The sequence below is a fragment of the Acidimicrobiales bacterium genome (genome assembly GCA_035540975.1).
In the GTDB taxonomy this organism is placed as follows: Bacteria; Actinomycetota; Acidimicrobiia; order Acidimicrobiales.
Genome location: DATLFN010000058.1, coordinates 10,790 through 27,988 on the forward strand (window position 1 = coordinate 10,790; position 17,199 = coordinate 27,988).

Genomic DNA, 17,199 nt, shown 5'->3' on the forward strand with positions numbered 1-17,199 from the left:
TCAGGGCGCGAAGAGGAACCGGCGGGCCACCATGGCCGCCCGGGCGTCGCCGCCGAACAGCCCGGTCGGGCGGGTCGGGCACGGCGCAGAGGAAAGGGGGGCCGGCGTCGGCCCGCCGCAGCCGGCGCGGGTCGTGAGGGCTTCCCGGGACCACCCGCCGCCCCGCCACGGCACCCGGACCCGGTCGAGCGGCGAGCGCCCGTCGGCGCCGCCTCCGTCGACGGGGGTCGGCGGGCCGGCGGACGGGGCCGGGCGTCGCCCGGCGCCGACCAGGCTGCTCCGCGCGCCGGCCGTGGGGGCGTGGGGCGCCGGCGCGGTCGCGACCCCGACGGCAGCTCCGCCGACCAGCGGGACGACCGACCGGGGGGCGTCCCGGCCGGCGGTCGAACGGCCTCCGGCGGGCCGCGCATCGATCGGGCGGTCGCCGCCCGGGACCAGCGGGACCGGCGCGAGCGCCGGCAGCTCGCCCGCGGGCCCCGGACCGGCGGCAACGGGCCCGGGGAGCACGAGCCGCGTACCGGGCGCCAGCTCGCCGGCCATCACGGCTGGGCCGTCGTCGTGCTCGTACCCGAGGACGTGGCCGAGCTCGTGCACGAGCACGCTGAGGAGGTCCATCCGGCCGGCGGGCACGGGCGACAACGGGTCGAGGTGCCACCCCCATCCGGCGGCGTCGGCGTCGAGCAGCACGGTCGTCCCGATGACCTCGGCCACCTTGCCGGCCTGGAGGTCGGCGACCTCGACCCGCACGCCCGAGAGCAGCCCGGCGTCGGCGCCGGCGGCCACCCACTCCTGCACCGCCAGCGCCAGCACCGGCTCGGCGTCGGCCGCGGACAGCACGCGCGCCGTCGTCCCCGGCCCCGCCGGCTCCGCCGCCGTCAGCGCCCGCTCGTTGTCGAGGATGGTCACGGTGGCCGAGCCGTCGCCCACGGTGGCGTTGGTGAAGGACGTGACGTTCACGGAGAACGTCTCGGTGTCCTCCTTCACCCGGTCGCCGATGACCGGGATGGTGAAGGTGAGGCTGGTCACGCCCGGGGCGAAGGTGAGCACCTTGGTGACGGCGCCGTAGTCCGACGCCGCGACGGCCGAGCCGTCGGCGGTCGACAGCGTGACGGTCACCGTCGAGGTCGACGCCGCCGACAGAGTGACCGTGATGGTCACGTCCTTGGTGTTGCGGTCCCCCTCGGTCACCGTGGCGTCGGCGACGCTGACGGCGGGGAGGGTGGCCGGCGGCGGGTTGTCGAGCAGGTTGAGCGAGGCCGCCGCCGGCGTGCCCACCACGTAGCTCGGGCCGGGCAGGGTGCTCGGACCGAGAGTGACGGTCACCGTCTCGGTGGGCTCGGCGGTGGCGTCGGTCTTCGGCGTGACGACGAGCGTCATCGTGGTGGAGCCGGCCGAGAACGTCGCCACCAGGCCGTCGGCGCTGATCGTGCCGCCGGCGGCGGACACCGTGTAGTCGGTGCCGAACGTGGCCGTCCCGCTCCAGACGACGTTCACCTGGAGCAGCACCGACAGGTCGCCGTCGCGGCGCAGCTCGTAGGTGCCGGGGGCCTGGCCCAGCTCGGAGGCCACGTCGTCGGTGGTCGTGACGGTGACCGTCGGCGTCACCGGCGGGGGCGGCGGGGGCGGGGGCGGGGGCTGGCTGGCCTCGAACTGCGGGTCGTTGGTGCGAATGCGCCAGCGGTCGGCCGACGCCGTCCCGCCGCGGGCGAGGAGGCCGAAGCGCCCGTCGGCCACCGCCGCGTTGTAGCCGTGGCTGCCGGCGAAGGACCCGTTCACCACGACGCTGACCGAGGCGCCCTTGATCATGAGCTGCACGGTGTGGTCGGCGCCCGCCGCCAGCACCCACGGGGTGACCTTGTCGATCGTCCACCCGCCGTTGGGCGCGTGGTGCCCGATGAGGACCTGCTGCCCCGGCACGTCCAGCACCACGAACTTGAAGTCGTCGACGTCGTACTGGTCGAAGACGATGCCGCCGGTCCCGCCGGTGCGGACGACGGCGGTGAGCTCCAGGAAGGCGTTGGGCTCCAAATTGGTGACGGTACCGTACGTGGCCAGGGCCAGCTCCGACACGCCGGCCGGCGCCGTGCCCTCGAGGCGGCCCGAGACCGTCGCCCAGTCGGGGTTGGCGGCGAACACCAGCGTGCCACCGTCGAACGTCTCCTCGGCGTCCAGCGTGGTCGCCGGCGGCAGAACCTGGACCGCCACGTTGTCGAACGTGCCCCGCGCCCCGTTCGAGCCGATGCCGATCATGCCCTTGTTGAGGCCGACCGGCATGCCGAACAGCGTCCGGGTGGGGAAGGTGTACGTGAAGTAGGCCGTGCCGTCGACGGTGACCGTCACGTTCGTGCCGTTCACGGCGACGAGCATCTGGTAGTAGGTGTCGGGCTTGATCTGCACCGGCTGCTGCGCCACCACGTGCCACCCGGTGGCGTCCCGGTAGCCCATCTCGAACTTGTCGGTCGAGATGTTGATGCCGGCGAACTTGAAGTCGGTGGGGCTGAAGTAGTCGAAGATCACGTAGGCGTTGGCGTTGAAGCCGCCGGTGGGCTTCACCGACTTCACCGACGCCCGGATCTCGTAGTACACGGGCAGGTACTGGTCGTGGTTGAACACCGCCACCGCGTCGCCCGTGGTCGTGTTCGACGACACCTGGAGCGTGCCGCCCGAGACGCTCCACGTGCCGCTGTCGGGGGCGAAGGAGGAGAAGGTGCCGTCGTTGAAGTCGGCCGAGCGCAGGACGTCGCGGTGGCCGCCCGGGATGTTCCCGGCCTGGGGGTCGGTCGGGCCGCCGGCCTGGTCCTGCCACAGCCCGTGGTCCTGCTGGATGACGAGGCCGATCTCGCCGTAGGGCTCGCCGTGGCGGGCGATGAGCTCGGGGTCGTCGGCCGTCTGGTCGGCGGCGCGGGTGGGGTCGGCGCCCTGGCTGCGGGACAGCTCGTAGAGGAACTCGAACAGCTGGGGCGGCACCTGGCGGCTGACGGTGGCGATGCCGAAGGGGGCGAAGGGGACGATGTAGGAGTTGAACTCGCCGATCCAGTCGATGAGCCGGTCGCCGCCGGTGTTGCCGATGAGGACGTCGAGGCCGGCGCCGCCCACCGCCCGGTCCTCGTAGCTCGGATGGGTGTCCGGCGTGTCGTTCGGGCTGGGCTGGATCTTCTTCGGGTGCTTCGGGTCCGGGTAGTTCGGGTCGTCGGCCCAGGCGACCACGTCGTCGGCGTTGAGCAGGTCGTTGCCCCAGCCGCCCCACAGCGTGTCCTTGCCGGTGCCGCCCACGATCCAGTCGTTGCCCAGGTCGCCGAAGATGACGTCGTCGCCGTCGGTGGCCACCGAGTTCATGGCCAGGCAGGCGCCGTTGGGCGAGAACAGCACGCACCCGTTCACCAGCGGCCCCTCGGTGGTGCTCCAGTTGAGGAACCAGTTCCAGCCCGAGGTGTTCTTCGCCGCCGTGCCGTTGTCGTTCAGGGCGATGGCCCGGCGCGGGTCGTACTCGTCGTAGAGGGCGAACTCGCCGACGCGGTCCTCGTTCTGGTTGCTGGTGTGCCAGGCGTCGTTGTCGGCGCCGAAGTCGAGGGCGTTGCCCCGGTTGTACGGGCGGGTCCAGTCCGAGCGGATGACGCCGGCGCCGTCGAGGCGTTGGGTGTAGTTGGCGTCCATGGCCTCGGCGCCGGACATGGCGTCGTCGCCCGAGCCGCCGTGCAGGAAGTCGCCGCCGAGGCCGCCGAAGATCACGTCGTCGGAGTTGTTGGCGTCGAACAGCGAGTCGTCGGCCGCCCCGGTGGGCGTGTGGTTGAACGGCGTGATGTCGAAGGCCTTGGCCAGGGCGCCGCCCACGTTGATGGTGGCCTCCTGGATGTGGCCCGGCGTGTAGATGAGCTCGTCGAGCACGTAGCCGTCGGTCACCCGTGTGTCGGGATCGCCGATGCGGAACCGGTACACGCCGTAGAGGGGCTCCGAGAGCTGGGTGGTCCAGCAGTCGGGCTGGTTGTTGGCCTGGGTGCACCCGGTGTTGCGGCTGGTGAGGATGCGGCCGTCGTCGCCCAGGATGCCGTCCGAGCCGGTGCCGCCCGAGAACCAGTCGGCGCCCCAGCCGCCGACGAGGTCGTCGTCGTCGGCGTCGCCGAACAGCACGTCGTGGCCCACGCCGCCGTACCCGGTGTCGTCGCCCGCCTCGCCGTGGATCTCGTCGTTGCCGCCGATGTCCCGCAGCCAGCTGTTGCGGCCGGCCGGGTCCTGGAGGGCGAGCACGTTCGAGCAGGTGCTCATGGTTTCGGAGCCGGCGGTGCTGCACGGGCCGGCGCCCGGGGCGGCGAGGCCGAAGGCCGACGGGTCGTAGTCAGGACCGCCCACGGTGTAGTCGAGGAGGTACACGCCGCGGACCACGATCTTCTCGGGCCCGTAGTTGTCGTAGTTGAAGGTGACGTAGGCGGGCAGCGACGGGTCGCCGGTCGGGTTGATGTCGATGCCGTTGACGCCCACGATGCGGATGATGCGGCCGTTGTCGCCCACGATGGTGTCGGCGTCGCGGGCGTGGCGGGAGGCGTCGACGGTAGCCAGCGTGAGGTCCTGGTCGTTGCGATCGGCCTGGGTGCCCGCACCGCCGAAGATGATGTCGGCGCCGTCCGGCCGCAGGAGCGCCCCGCCGCTGAGCTGGGCCGCCGCCCCCACCTTGCTCGTGCCCAGGGCGGCGCCGAGGAGGGCGGCGTAGGCGTCGTCGAGGCTGAAGAAGTCGCTGCTGCCGCCGACGATGTCGTCCTGGCGCAGGCCGCCGAAGATGACGTCGTTGCCGCCGTTGCCCTCGATGTAGTCCTCGCCGTCGGTGACGGCCTCGAACGACGGCACCAGGTCGAGGTCGCCCACCACGTCGCACACCGTGCCCACGCAGCCGTCGGGCGTGCGGGAGGCGCCCACGTGCGACGTACCGGCGAAGGCCGAGGCGATGCTGCCGTCGCCCTGGATGATGTCGTGGCCCAGCTGGCCGAAGATCATGTCGTGGGCCGGGCCGCCGGCGATGTAGTCGTTGCCGAAGCTGCCCGCCGCCTCCGTGCCGTTCTCGATGGCGAAGGTGTGGAACTCGGCGAAGTCGATCTCGTACTCGGCCCACCAGGGCGCCCCGTCGGGATCGCGGTAGTGGCGCTCGGTGCCGTCGGTGAGGAGCTGGCCGCTGGCATCGGCGCTCGGGAAGGGCGCCCGGTCGGAGCGGCTGTAGAGCAGGGTGCCGGCGAGGGTCTGGAACCGCGGGCTGAAGAAGTCGTCCTTCAGCAGGCACTTGACGTTGTCGCCGAAGATCAGGTCGTCCGCCCCGCCGCCGTCGATCATGTCGTGGCCGGCGCCGCCGATGAGGATCTCGGGCCCCGAGCCGCCGAAGATCACGTCGTCGCCGCCGTTCTGGTAGCGGGCCGAGCACACGGCGACGATCAGGTCCGCCTGCGTGGTCTGGATCCGCTGGAGGCGGGGGTCGGGCAGGTTCGGGTCGATGACGTCCATGAGCACGACGCCGTGGTCGCCGAACACCACGTCGATGTACACCCGCTCCGGGCCGCCGAGGATGGTGCCGGGCCCGTTGCCCTCGACCCGATCACGGCCGGCGTCCAGCGAGTCGGCCACCGGGGACGGGGAGGGCTCGATGGTCGTGCCGTTGTTCTGGAAGCCGACGCCGGTGATGGTGGGCAGCGGGCTGGCGTTGGCCACCGGGATGTACAGGGCCCGGTCGAGGATGTTGACGTTGATCCCCGAGTCGCCGTACACGTGGTCCACGCCCCGCAGGCCGAGGATGACGTCGTCGCCGGAGCCGCCGGCCAGGTGGTCGCCGGCCTGGCTGCCGGTGATGGTGTCGTTCCCCTCGCCGCCGTAGGCGGTGACGCCGATGGTGGGCAGGGTGCACGAGGCGAGGGTGCACGGCACGGTGGCGAACAGGTTCGAGGCGTTGATGACGTCGTGGCCGGCGTAGGGGTACGGGTCGGCCAGCGGGAAGATCCACTCGTCGTCCTCGTTGTCGCCGTCGGACAGGCGGGGGAACGGGTCGAACGGCTTGGGCCCGAACTCGTAGCCGAGCACGTCGAAGCTGTGACCCGAGTACCACACGCCGTCCTGCGACGTGTCGCCGTAGAGCACGAGCGGCGAGTTGGGGCCGCCGAGGACGGAGCCGCACGGCGTGGCGATCGCCGGGTTGCAGGCGGTGAGCGTGTCGCCGCCCACCCGCGGGCCGCCGCCGCCGTCGATCGTCGGGTCGTAGCCGAAGACGGTGAGGGAGGCGTAGGTGGCCGGCGTCAGGGCGGAGCCGGCCAGCGTCATCTGCGTCGGGGTGAGCGCCGAGATCGTCCACGGGCCGGCGATGCCCGATATCCACACCATCTGGCCGACCTTGAAGCCGTCGGCCACGAAGCTGCCGCCGTCGGTGCGGATCACGGAGTGCGTGGTGATCTGAGTGGGACCGGTGAAGATCTCCTTCTTCGGGTCGGAGACGTGGACCGTGCGGGTGGCGGTGCCCGGCGTGAGGGTACCGGCCGTCGCCTCGCCCGGAGCGGTGGTGGGGCCGAGGAACATGACGCTGCCCGTGCCGCACGAGCCGAAGCCGGTGGTGTTCGGCGGCGGCGGGGGGCAGGTGAAGTTCCCCAACCCGAGGATGGTCCGGGTGCCCGTCTCTCCGCTGACCTGGACGACCTGGCCCACGGCGTAGCCGTCGTCGCGCCAGTCGAGGCCGTCGTTGCGGGTGAGCGAGGAGGTGGTGCCCGTCGGCGATCCGGACGGGGCACCGTTGGCGGCGGTGGTGGAGCCGGCGATGTTCAGCAGGCGGTTGCCGCCGCCGTGGATCACGGTGAGGCCGCCGTGGAAGCCGGCCACGTACACCTTCCTGGTCGAGGTGCCGGCGGCCACGCTGGTGCTGCCCCGCAGGACCATGGTGGTGGCCGTGAGGTCGACGACCCGCCAGCGCTCGGGCTCCGTGCCGCCGACCAGGACGAGGTGGCCCTCGAGGAAGCCGTCGGCGATCCACGAGCCGCTGCTCCGGGTCAGGGTGATCCCGATGGCAGTGTGGGCGACCGTGACCGGGATCTCGGCCAGCACCGTCTTGTCCGTGCCGGTGACCGTCTTGACCATCGAGGCGACGCCGGCCAGGGCTGGCCCGTTCCCGATGAGCATGGTGGTGCGGTCCTGGGAGAACCCGGTGACCGCCCACTGGCCGGCGACGCCGGAGATCGTCACCAGCTGGCCGACCAGGAAGCCCTGGGCCTTCCAGTCGAAGCCGGCCTTGGTGAGGCTGCCGCCGGTGGCGCCGCCGGTGATGGCGATGGTGCCGGTCATCGACACGGGGGAGGCCGGGTCGAGGGTGCCCTGGACGTCGATGGTGTCGTTGCCCTTGCCGCCCAGGAGGTTGACGACCTCGATGGTGCTCTTGGCCCCGTCGGTCCGGAACTTGCCGTCGACCAGGGCGATGTTCCCGAAGCTGATGCCGCCGGGGAAGGTGGGCGGGTCGCCGAACGTGTCGGTGGCGGCGTTGCCGAACGCCAGGTCGCCCGCCGTGCCCAGGCCCTTCAGCGTGGTGGACGTCATCACGCCGTACAGGTCCTGCTGGCTGGAGTCGTTGAAGATGTTGAGCACGTCGATCTGCTGGCTCTCGGGCGGCTGGGCGCCGACGTTGAACAGGGGGCCGTCGGCCTCGCCCGGCAGCTTGATCCCGTTCTTGAGCGAGCGGTCGGCGCCCGTGACGCCGCCCTCGACCGACAGCGGGCCCCGCAGCTTCGACACCAGGTGGGTCGAGACCGGGAAGACCTTGACGCCCTGGCGGGTGATCGGCACCTCGTAGAACGGGTCGGCGTGCAGGGTGACCGTGCGCTGCTCGTACCAGTCGGTCGGCGTGAAGGTGACGACGGCGCCCAGGCGCACGACGAGTACGCGGGCGGCGCCGTCGACCGCCGTCTCCCAGGCGGCGTCCACGCCGCCCTCGGCGGTGAACTCCAGGACGTTGTCGCGGGTCTTGTTGACGCCCCGGATGACGGCGATCTTGAAGTCCTTGCACGCCGTCCGCACGCCATTGGCGTCGAGGGCGCACACCCGCACCCGCTGGCCCTCCAGGAAGCCGTCGGACAGCCAGCCCGGCTCGGTCGAGTCGACGCCGGAGACCGGGCGGGTGAAGCGGTAGACGTCCACGCTGTCGTCGTTCGCCACCCGGGCGGCAGTGGCGCCCGGGCCCTCCCAGCGACCGAGGCGGGTGAGGCGGCTGATGGTGGCGTCGGCCACGCCGGCGGCGGCGGCCAGCGGGGCACCGTCGACCGTCATCGACTTCCCGTCGGCGCTGATGGCCCCGATGGTGCGGTCGTAGGTGCTGGCGCCGTAGTTGAGCCGGATGAGCTGGCCGACCTTGAAGCCCTCCTCCATGAAGGTGCCGAGGTCGCTGCCGTTGGCCCGGGTGATGGTGTTGCCGCTCACCGTCAGGAAGCCCAGGAACAGCCGGGCCGGCACATAGCGGCCGATCTCGCTGAGGGTGACGGCGACGCCGTCGATCTTCGTGACGTCGGTGGTCCCGTCGGTGAGCACGGCCACGTTCACGTCCGCCGTGGGCCGCTGGGTGAGGCGGATCGTGTAGTCGTCGTCGGCGCCGCCCAGCTCGATCAGCGTGCCGGTGCCGCTCTCGATCGGGACCACGCCCGGCGTGTCGTCGTCGATCACCTCGACGTCGAGCAGCCCGGTGCCGGAGCGCAGGTTCGGGAAGATGTAGCCGGCGTCGGTGGTGGAGGCGTGGCGCACGAAGGCGAGGGCGGCGATCTGCGGGTCCTCGGCCCGGAAGTCGTCGCCTGCCTGCACCTTGACGAGGACCGGGACGTTCCAGTTGGTCGAGTCGAAGGTGATGCGGGCCACGCCGCCGACGATGGAGAACCGGGGGTCGGTGGACGACAGGCGGGCGGCCTGGGCGCCGGCGGCGTCCAGCACGATCTCGACCACCACGGTCTCCCCGGCCGGGACCTCCTTGGCCAGCTCGACCAGGATCTCGTCGTCCAAGCCGGTGTAGTTGCCGTTGAACGTGCCCGGCTCGATCACGATGGTGCGGCGGTCCTCCTCACACCCGGAGGGCAGCGAGCAGGAGCCGGGGGTGATCTCGGTGACGTAGATCCCCGGCGTGTCGTTGTCGCGCAGGGTCACCTCGACGTTGCGGACGAGGTAGGCGTCCAGCTCGGGGTCGTCCGGGGCGATGACGCTGTGCTGGACCACGACCACCCGGTCGCCCTCGGAGCGGGTGTCGTCGACGGCGTACACGTAGACGTACTGCGGCGCCGTGTCGCCCGGGGCGAAGGTGAGCACCAGGGCCCGCTGGTCGACGTCGACGAACTGGCCGTCGATCCACGCGAAGCGCCGGAACTCGTCCAGCTCGTCGCAGCCGGTGCCCCCGAGGGTGCTCGACGTGCACAGCCACAGGGTGTCGCCGGGGCCGCCGGTGAGCGGGAACGGGTTGACGAGGAGGTCGTCGGCCTCCTCCTGGGGCGAACGGGCGGCCGAGACGGTGACGTGGACGGGGCCGGCCATGGCCGCCGCGGCCAGGGCGTTGATGCGCACCGAGTACACGTCGGCCGTGGGCGAGGAACCGCCGAAGGTCGGGGCCGGGCCGTTCTCCCGGACCGTGGTGCCCGAGCCGGTCTCCTCGACGATGATGGCGCCCACCGCCGGGACCGACACGTTGGTCTCGATGCCGTCGGTGGGCAGGCCGTCGTAGCCCGGGTCGCCGGAGGTGACCCAGTGGTCGACGGCGCCGCTGATGCCCTCGAGCTCGCGGGTGATGATGTCCTCGGTGATGTCGCCGGTGACGTTGATGGTGTCGCTGCCCAGGCCGCCGATCACCCGGTAGGCCACGCCGAAGGCGGTGGACTGCACGAAGAACTCGTCGTCGCCCTCCAGGCCGTCGACCTCGACGATCTCCAGGTTGGCGTAGCGCACGTTGAGGCCGGCGCCGAAGATCCCCGACTGGGTGATCACGATGTCGTCGGCGAACTCGGTGCCGAGGACGATCAGCTTGTCGATGCCGGTGCCGCCGTCGACCGAGACCGGAGCGTTGACGTTGTACTGGACCTCGTCCTCGCCGCCGCCGGTGCGGATGTCGAGCGGGCGGTCGGTGGAGAAGCCGCTGCCGATCACGGGCCGGGCCACGTTGTCGGCGTCCAGCGGGATGACCTCGGCCTGCCACGGCTTGGAGGCGAGGTCGGCGTCGGCGTTGTTGCAGGTGCCGTCGCCGTTGTTGTCGAGCCGGAAGGTGCCGTCGCCGTTGATACAGGCCGGCGTGGGAACCCCGTTCACCGTCTTGGAGCCGTTCACCAGCGGGAAGCGGCCGGTGACCAGGTCGGCCTCGAGGGTGACGTCGGAGAGGCCGCACACCCCGTCGCCGTCGGTGTCGGTGTCGCACACGGCGGCGATGGCGAAGGCCCGCACCACGAACAGGTCGTTGTCGTCGTCGCCCTCCAGGCGTAGCTCGGCCTGGTTCGAGTACACGGTGAACTCGTCGTTGCCGGTTCCGCCCTGGACGACCATCGGGGCCGAGATGCCGGGGCTGAGCCAGCCTCGGGTGGTCGGGATGAGCTCGGGGAACGTGTCGTTCGGCACCAGGACGCCGATCGGGTTGTCCCGCTTGGTGCCGAAGATCTGGCCGATCTGGAAGGTGTCGAAGCCGGCGCCGCCGTCGAGGGTGACGATCACGCTCGTGTCGTCGGAGAAGAAGGCGTCGTTGCCGCCGCGGCCGAACACGCTGAGGCGCCCGTTCAGGCCCGTGTCGTAGTTGACCCGCTGGACGAAGGGGTTGGGGGCGTCGACGTCGCTCGGCCCGTCGAAGCGGTGCTCCTCCAGCGGGCCGTGGAGCAGGACGACGAACCCGGGCCGGTCGGCGTCCGCCGCCGTGGGTGAGGTGCAGCCGTAGGCGGCGTCCAGGGCGTACGGGCTCTCGGTGTCGATGCAGGTCACCCGGCGCAGCAGGAAGACGTCGTCCGTCGGGTACTTGGTCACCATGGGCAGCTGCGACGGGTCGTTGCCGTTGAGCGTCGAGTTCCTCCCGTACATGGCCAGCTCGTCGACGCCGTCGTCGGGTGCGCCGGTGTCGAGCACGTTGATCACGTAGTTGCGGTCCGGGCCCTGGCTGCCGGTGGTCCAGATCTCGTAGAAGTCGGTGTCGGCCTGGCCGTCGAGGGTCAGGGCATGGCCGGCGCCGTTCGGGTAGGCGGGCGAGCCCTTCACGTCGGCCGTCTGGAGGAAGTAGACGAGGAAGCGGTCCTCGCCGTCGTCGCCGGCGGAGTCGAGGTCCTGGCTGCCGTGGACGTCGGTCTTCGAGCCGATGAACACGTAGCCGCTGGCGCCGTGGGTCTCCAGGCCGCCGCCGGCCAGGGCCGGGTCGCCGCCGGTGTCGCCGAACTGGAAGGTGTCGGCGTCGGTGTGGCCCCAGATGTTGGTGGTCTGGCCCGTCACCGGGTTCACCGTGGACGGCTGGCACGAACCCATGGGGTCGCCCGTGGTCAGCACGCAGTCGGCGATGATGCGGCCCCGCAGCACGGCGGTGGCGCCGAAGTGCTCGTCGAGATCGGTCAGCGGGTCGTGGGCGGCGCTGGCCGCGTCGATGTAGATGTCGATGCCGCGGGCGGCCAGGACCTCGCTGTTCTGGTGCAGGTCGACGTCGTCGCCCACCCGCAGGAGCACTGAGCCCTTCTCGGCGAAGATGCGGGCCCGGGTGATGAGGCGGGGGGCGTCGGGGTCGTTGCCCGGGAGCCGGGTGCCGCTCTCGGCGAAGCGGGCCGAGCACGACGAGGCCACGGTGCAGCCGAGGAGCACCAGGTCCTCGTCGAGGTCGGGCGTGGTCTCCCGCACCGTCAGACGGATGTCGCCGTCGTAGGTGTGGGCCAGGGCCAGGCGCAGCGTCGCGTCGGTCTCGGTGAGGTAGATGCCGTCGGTGGCCTCCAGGGCCACGTCGCCGGTGCCGCAGCTCGGGCTGACGGCGCACGAGGAGTCGATGTCGAGGTCGTTCGTCCCGTCGGTGTCGCCGATGTCGGCGCCCGCGCCGTTGGCGTCGAGGTCGATCTCCTGGCCGATCACGTCGGCGTCGTCCTCACCCGTGTCGACGCCCTGCTCCCGGTCGAGGATGGAGCCGCCGACCGTGCGCAGGGAGACGTCGGCCCGGGTCTGCACCAGATCGACCCGGAGGTCGCCGATGAGCTCGTCGAGGTAGATGCCGGTGGTGGAAGGCGCCTGCACGTCGAGGGCGACGACGGCGCCGGTCTTGCCGTTCAGCACGTCGACATTGGTCTCCAGGAAGTCGGCGGCGAGGCCGATGCCACCCACCAGGCCGCGGCCCACGTCGGGCAGGGTGACGCCGTCGGCATCCACCAGGGAGCCGGCCACCATGGTGATGTTGACGCCGGTGACGTCGATGGTGGGCTGGCCGTCGGCGTCGACGATCCGGCGGGGCGAGAAGAGGGTGACGTCGTCGCCGGTGGAGTGGACGTGGCCGGCGGTGAGGTCGCCGTACAGCTCGTTGTCGACGATGAAGCCGTTGGTGCGCAGGAAGATCTGGGAGACGTTGGCCGGCAGGCCGTCGTCTGCGGCCTCGGTGAGCGGGGTGTAGGGCAGCAGGGTGGAGGCCACGTCGGTGAAGGCGGTGATGTCGAGAACCGTGCCGGTCTCGTCGTGGCGGACGTGGATGTCGTCGCCGGCCCGCAGGTCGCCGTAGGTGCTGCCGTTGTCGCCGAAGACGTAGTGGCTGTCGACCAGGTTCCGGTCGGTGCCGAAGGCCCGCAGGACGTGGATGAGGGTGGGCGGCTGCTGGGCGGCCGGGTCGGGATCGGGCCAGAAGTGCTGGACGTAGGTGCCGCTGGGCGGGACCCGGAGCGTGGTGCTCAGCGGGAACGGCGCCGGGTAGACGTTGACCGTCGTGTCCAGCACCGTGCCGAGCTGGTTGCCCTCCACGCTGTCGTGGATGACCACATCCACGTCCTGGCCGGCCGCGATGGTGTCGATCCGGACCGTGAAGGGGTCGCCGAACGTGGTGTTGTCCCGCCGCACCGCGGTGAGGTCGAGCACCACGTCGCCGGCCGCCTTGGCCCGGATCTCGAAGTCGCGCAGGGCGGCGTCGAGGTAGTTGAACCGGATGAGCTCGACCGCCACCGGCACGCGCGGCCCCGTCTGGCGCCCGATGCTGCCCGTGCCGGCGTCGATCTCCAGGACGTTGGTGCGGACCAGCTCCACGTCGGTGTCGCTGCCCGGGATGGCGAAGATGGCCACCAGGTTGGCGTCCACGCCGGTGCTCTCGATCCCCTCCAGGTCGAGGTCGTTGTCGGAGAGGATGTCGCCGCGGACGTTCTCGATGATGGTGGTCCCGATCGGGTTCTCGATGGCCCCGTCGAGCACGATGTCGGAACGGCCCACCGTGGTGCCGGCCGGGTGCAGGTTGCGGATCTGCACGCCGGTCATGGGCACGGCGTGGATGAGGTCGAACTCGAAGGTGGAGCCGGCCGAGTAGGGGTCGATCGTCTCGGCGATGGAGGCGTGACCGGTGGGATCGGTGGGATCGGGAAGGACCTGGACGGCGATCTCGATGAGCGGGTCGTTGGCGCTGCTGGTGACGTCGATGTCGTTCGTGACCAGCTTGCGGTCCGAGTAGTTGAGGATGGTCACGCCGTCCCAGGTGTCCTGGACGTAGAACTCGCCGGCGTTGCCGTAGATCACCGAGTCGGGCCCGGTGATGTCGTTGGCCTCGAACCGGGCGAAGCCGCTGCGGTCGTAGATCAGGTCGCCGACGACGATCCACTGCCCGCTCAGGATGGTGTCGCCCACATCGAGGAGACCCGAGTAGGTGTTGGTCGCCGGGTTGTAGGCCCGCACGTAGACGTTGCTCGTCTTGGACGTGATCTTGCCGGTCTGGTCGACGATCAGGAGCGGGTTCGGCTCGCCCAGGAAGTAGACGGTGGACTCCCAGTAGATGCGCCGGAGGGGCTCGCGGGGGTCGCTGTCGCCATGCGGGTCGTGGCTGACGAACGCGCCCCCGTGCGGGTTGCGGTGGGCGTCGTACCGGGTGACGAACTGGTGCGCGGCCACGAAGAGGTACGCCGTCTTCAGCCTGGAGTCGTTGTCCCCGGAGACCCGGGCCTGGGTGGTGAGCGTCAGGTTCGTCGTCGCGTCGGCGTCGCCGAAGGCGCAGTCGCAGGAGGCGTCGGAGCTGGCGTCGACGTCGATGTCGTCGTAGACGGCCTCGATGTCGATCCGCTCGTTCCCGGTGATCTGGATCTCCGTGGTGGAGTTGGCAGGCCTCAGCCAGACCCTGGTGTCGCCGCCCACGTTGATCTCGGCATCGGCGTCGGAGTCGGCGGCGAAGGCGTCGGCGTCGGAGTCGGCCGTGGCCCGCAGGTGGACGCGGGTGACCCGGGCGTCGAGGTTGACGAAGTCGGCCAGCAGGCGGGCCGAGCCACCGATCTCGGACCAGGTGAGGGAGTTGGCATCGATGTGGACCTTGGCGGTCGCCTCGCTGTCGACGCCCAGGCCGCCGCCGTCGCTCTCGGCGTCTGCTTCGGCGTCGAGGCTGGCGGTCGCGCCCACGTTGATCGTGTCCTTGGCGGTGAGCGTGCCGTTCACGATCGTCTTGGTCGTGTGCTTGAGGTTGACCGTGGCGGTGGTGTCCACGCCGGCCCCGAGGCCGCCGGCGCCGCCCGCCGAGGTGGCGGTGGCGTCGTGGGTGGCGCCGGCGTTGACGTTGATGGTCGTGGCCGTGAGCTGGGCGCCCGAGTTGATCGTGAGCGTGGTGGTGGTGTTGGCCGTCGCCGTGGCGTTGGCGTCGCCGACCGACACCAGGCCGCCGCCGCTGTTGGTGGTGTTGGCGCCGGCCAGGGCCCGGTTGTCGATGGTGACGTTGATGGTGGTCGCCGTGATGACGGCGTTGGCGCCGATGGTGTTGGACACCGTCGTATCGGCCGTTGCGCTGGCGTTGGCGTTGGCGATGTCGATGGCGCCGCCGCTCGAGCCCGACGAGGAGGCGGTGGCCGTCTGGTCGCCCGACGGCGCCCCGGCCAGCACGCCGCTGCCGCCCACGCCCTCGAGCGCGTGGGTGCCGGTGCCGAGGGAGGCGAGGTCGAACACCAGGTGCTGGATGCTGTTGCCCGGCGACGTGATGTTGACGCCCTCGACCTTGAACTGGTGGGGCCCGCCGGTGCGGCCGCCGTTGCTGAACGAGATGGCCGAGCCGCCGAAGGTGTCGGACAGCCGGAACCGCGTCGCGCTCACCGGGATCGCGAAGTAGACGGCGCCGTCGGTGAGGCCCGACAGGGGGGCGTCGTTCTCCTTGTACAGCTTGTGGACGGCCTTCACGCCGGCCGCCGAGCGGTCGCCGCTGATGGCGATAACGCTGGGACCGGGGTCGCCGCTGCCCGGGCAGTCGGCGTCCAGGCCGGTGGCGCCGCACTTCGTCGTGGCCAGCTGGATACGGAACCCGTCGACCCGGCGGACCCAGTAGAAGGTGTTGTTGGAGAGCCCGCCCAGGGGCGACCCGTTGGTCACCTGGTAGAAGATCCGGTCGCCGGTGTTGAAGTTGTGCCCGGTCTGGGCGTCGCCGTCGTTGTTGAAGTTGGTGCCCAGGAAGATCGTGTTCTGGTTGTTGTCGTAGACCAGGGCGTTGTTGGTCACCTGGGGCTTCGTGGAGCTGGCCATCATCAGATCGACGACCTGGCTGTTGAACGTGTGGGTAGCGAACGCCCGGTACGTCACGGGGTCGTTGAGCTGGAAGTTGTGGGCGGTGTCGACGTAGCCGCCCGTGACGTCGCTGCCCACGGCCGAGGCGTTCACCGACTCGGTGTCGCGCACCACCAGGGGATCGGCGAGCTTGATGGTGAACTCGTCGACCTTCTCGACCCGGTAGAGCTTGCCGTGCACCAGCCCGCCGACGGCCGTGCTGCCGGTGGGGGCGAAGTACCAGACCAGGTCGCCGTCCACCAGCCCGTGGCGGCCGTCGAAGCGGATCTCGTCGGTCTCGACGTCGACGTCGCCGGCCGGCTGGCCCGGCGGCACGTTGACCTCGTTGCCGGTGAACACCACACCCAGCTGGAGCGACTTGGTGGAGTCCACACCCGGGCCCGAGGGGATGATGACCGCGTACCGGCGGTTGTCGGTGAGGCCGCCGATGGTCGTGCCGCCGTTGTCGCGGTAGGTCACCGACTGGCCGGTGCTGAGGCCGTGGACGGCGGAGAACGTGATCCGGTTGCCGGCGATGTCGTCGGCCAGGGTGACGTCGCCCACGGCGCTGAACAGGCCGTTGCTGTACACCGGCGGGTTGGTGTTGTGGGTGGCGTCGATGGTGACCGTCGGCGCCGTGATGGTGGCGCCGCCGCCGACCGACACCTTCACCTCGGGCGACGTGCTGACCGTGGCGCCGAACCCCGTGACGTTGATGGCCCCGCCCGAGCCGGACCGAGTCGTGGCGTCACCGTCGCTGATCCCCTTGGCCCGCACGGTCACCGCGCTGCCGGCGACGATCACGGCGCCGCTCTGGCCGAGGACGGCCTCGACGGTGGAGTCGACCGTGGCCTGAGACGCCGAGCCGGTGGAGATGTTGATGGCCCCGCCCGTTCCGGTGTCCAGCACCGAGGAGGCGAAGTCGACGCCCTCGGCGGTGACCACGTAGGTCAGCGCGCCGCTCCCCGACGTTCCCTGGCGGACGTGGCCGAGCGCCTCGGCCTTGGTGGTGCCGGCCGTGGTGGCGGCCGGGTCGATGTTGGTCGAGACCTGGATGAGGGCGCCGCCCACCGTCTTGGCCCGGGCGAGCGAGACGTCGGCCGACTTGGCCTCGACGGTCACGGTGCCGTTGGGCGCGGCCAGCGTGGTGCTGGCGCCGGTGGAGGTCGTGACCGTGGCCGAGGCGTTGGCGGTCACCTCCGCCTTCGAGGCCGAGACCAGGAGCGAGGCGGACAGGGACTCGACGCCGGCCTTGACGATGTTCGAGTCGAGCAGCGTGCCGCTGTTGGTGTTGTGCCAGGTGCTGATGCGGACGTTCCCGGTCGAGCTGGTGATCCAGGACGAGCCGGTGACGCTCGTGGTGATCCTGGGCTTGGCCTCCGCCTTCGCCTTCACGATGCCGACCGCCACGATGCCGGCGACCGACGACCCCGACGCCAGGGCCTCGACGCTGGTGTGGACGTCGGACTCGACCACGACGTTGCCGGAGGCGGTGACCGACCCGGAGACGGTGGTGGTCAC

The 17,199-nt window shown here is 71.1% G+C and carries 1 protein-coding gene (running past one end of the window); it reads right to left on the reverse strand.

The features are described 5' to 3' along the window. Window positions 1–17,199: the 3' end of a Calx-beta domain-containing protein gene (locus VM242_07230; protein HVM04945.1), read on the reverse strand. Its footprint extends 20,595 nt past the window's final position; only the last 17,199 of its 37,794 coding nucleotides appear in the window; its start codon lies off the right edge, out of view; it ends in the stop codon at window positions 1–3.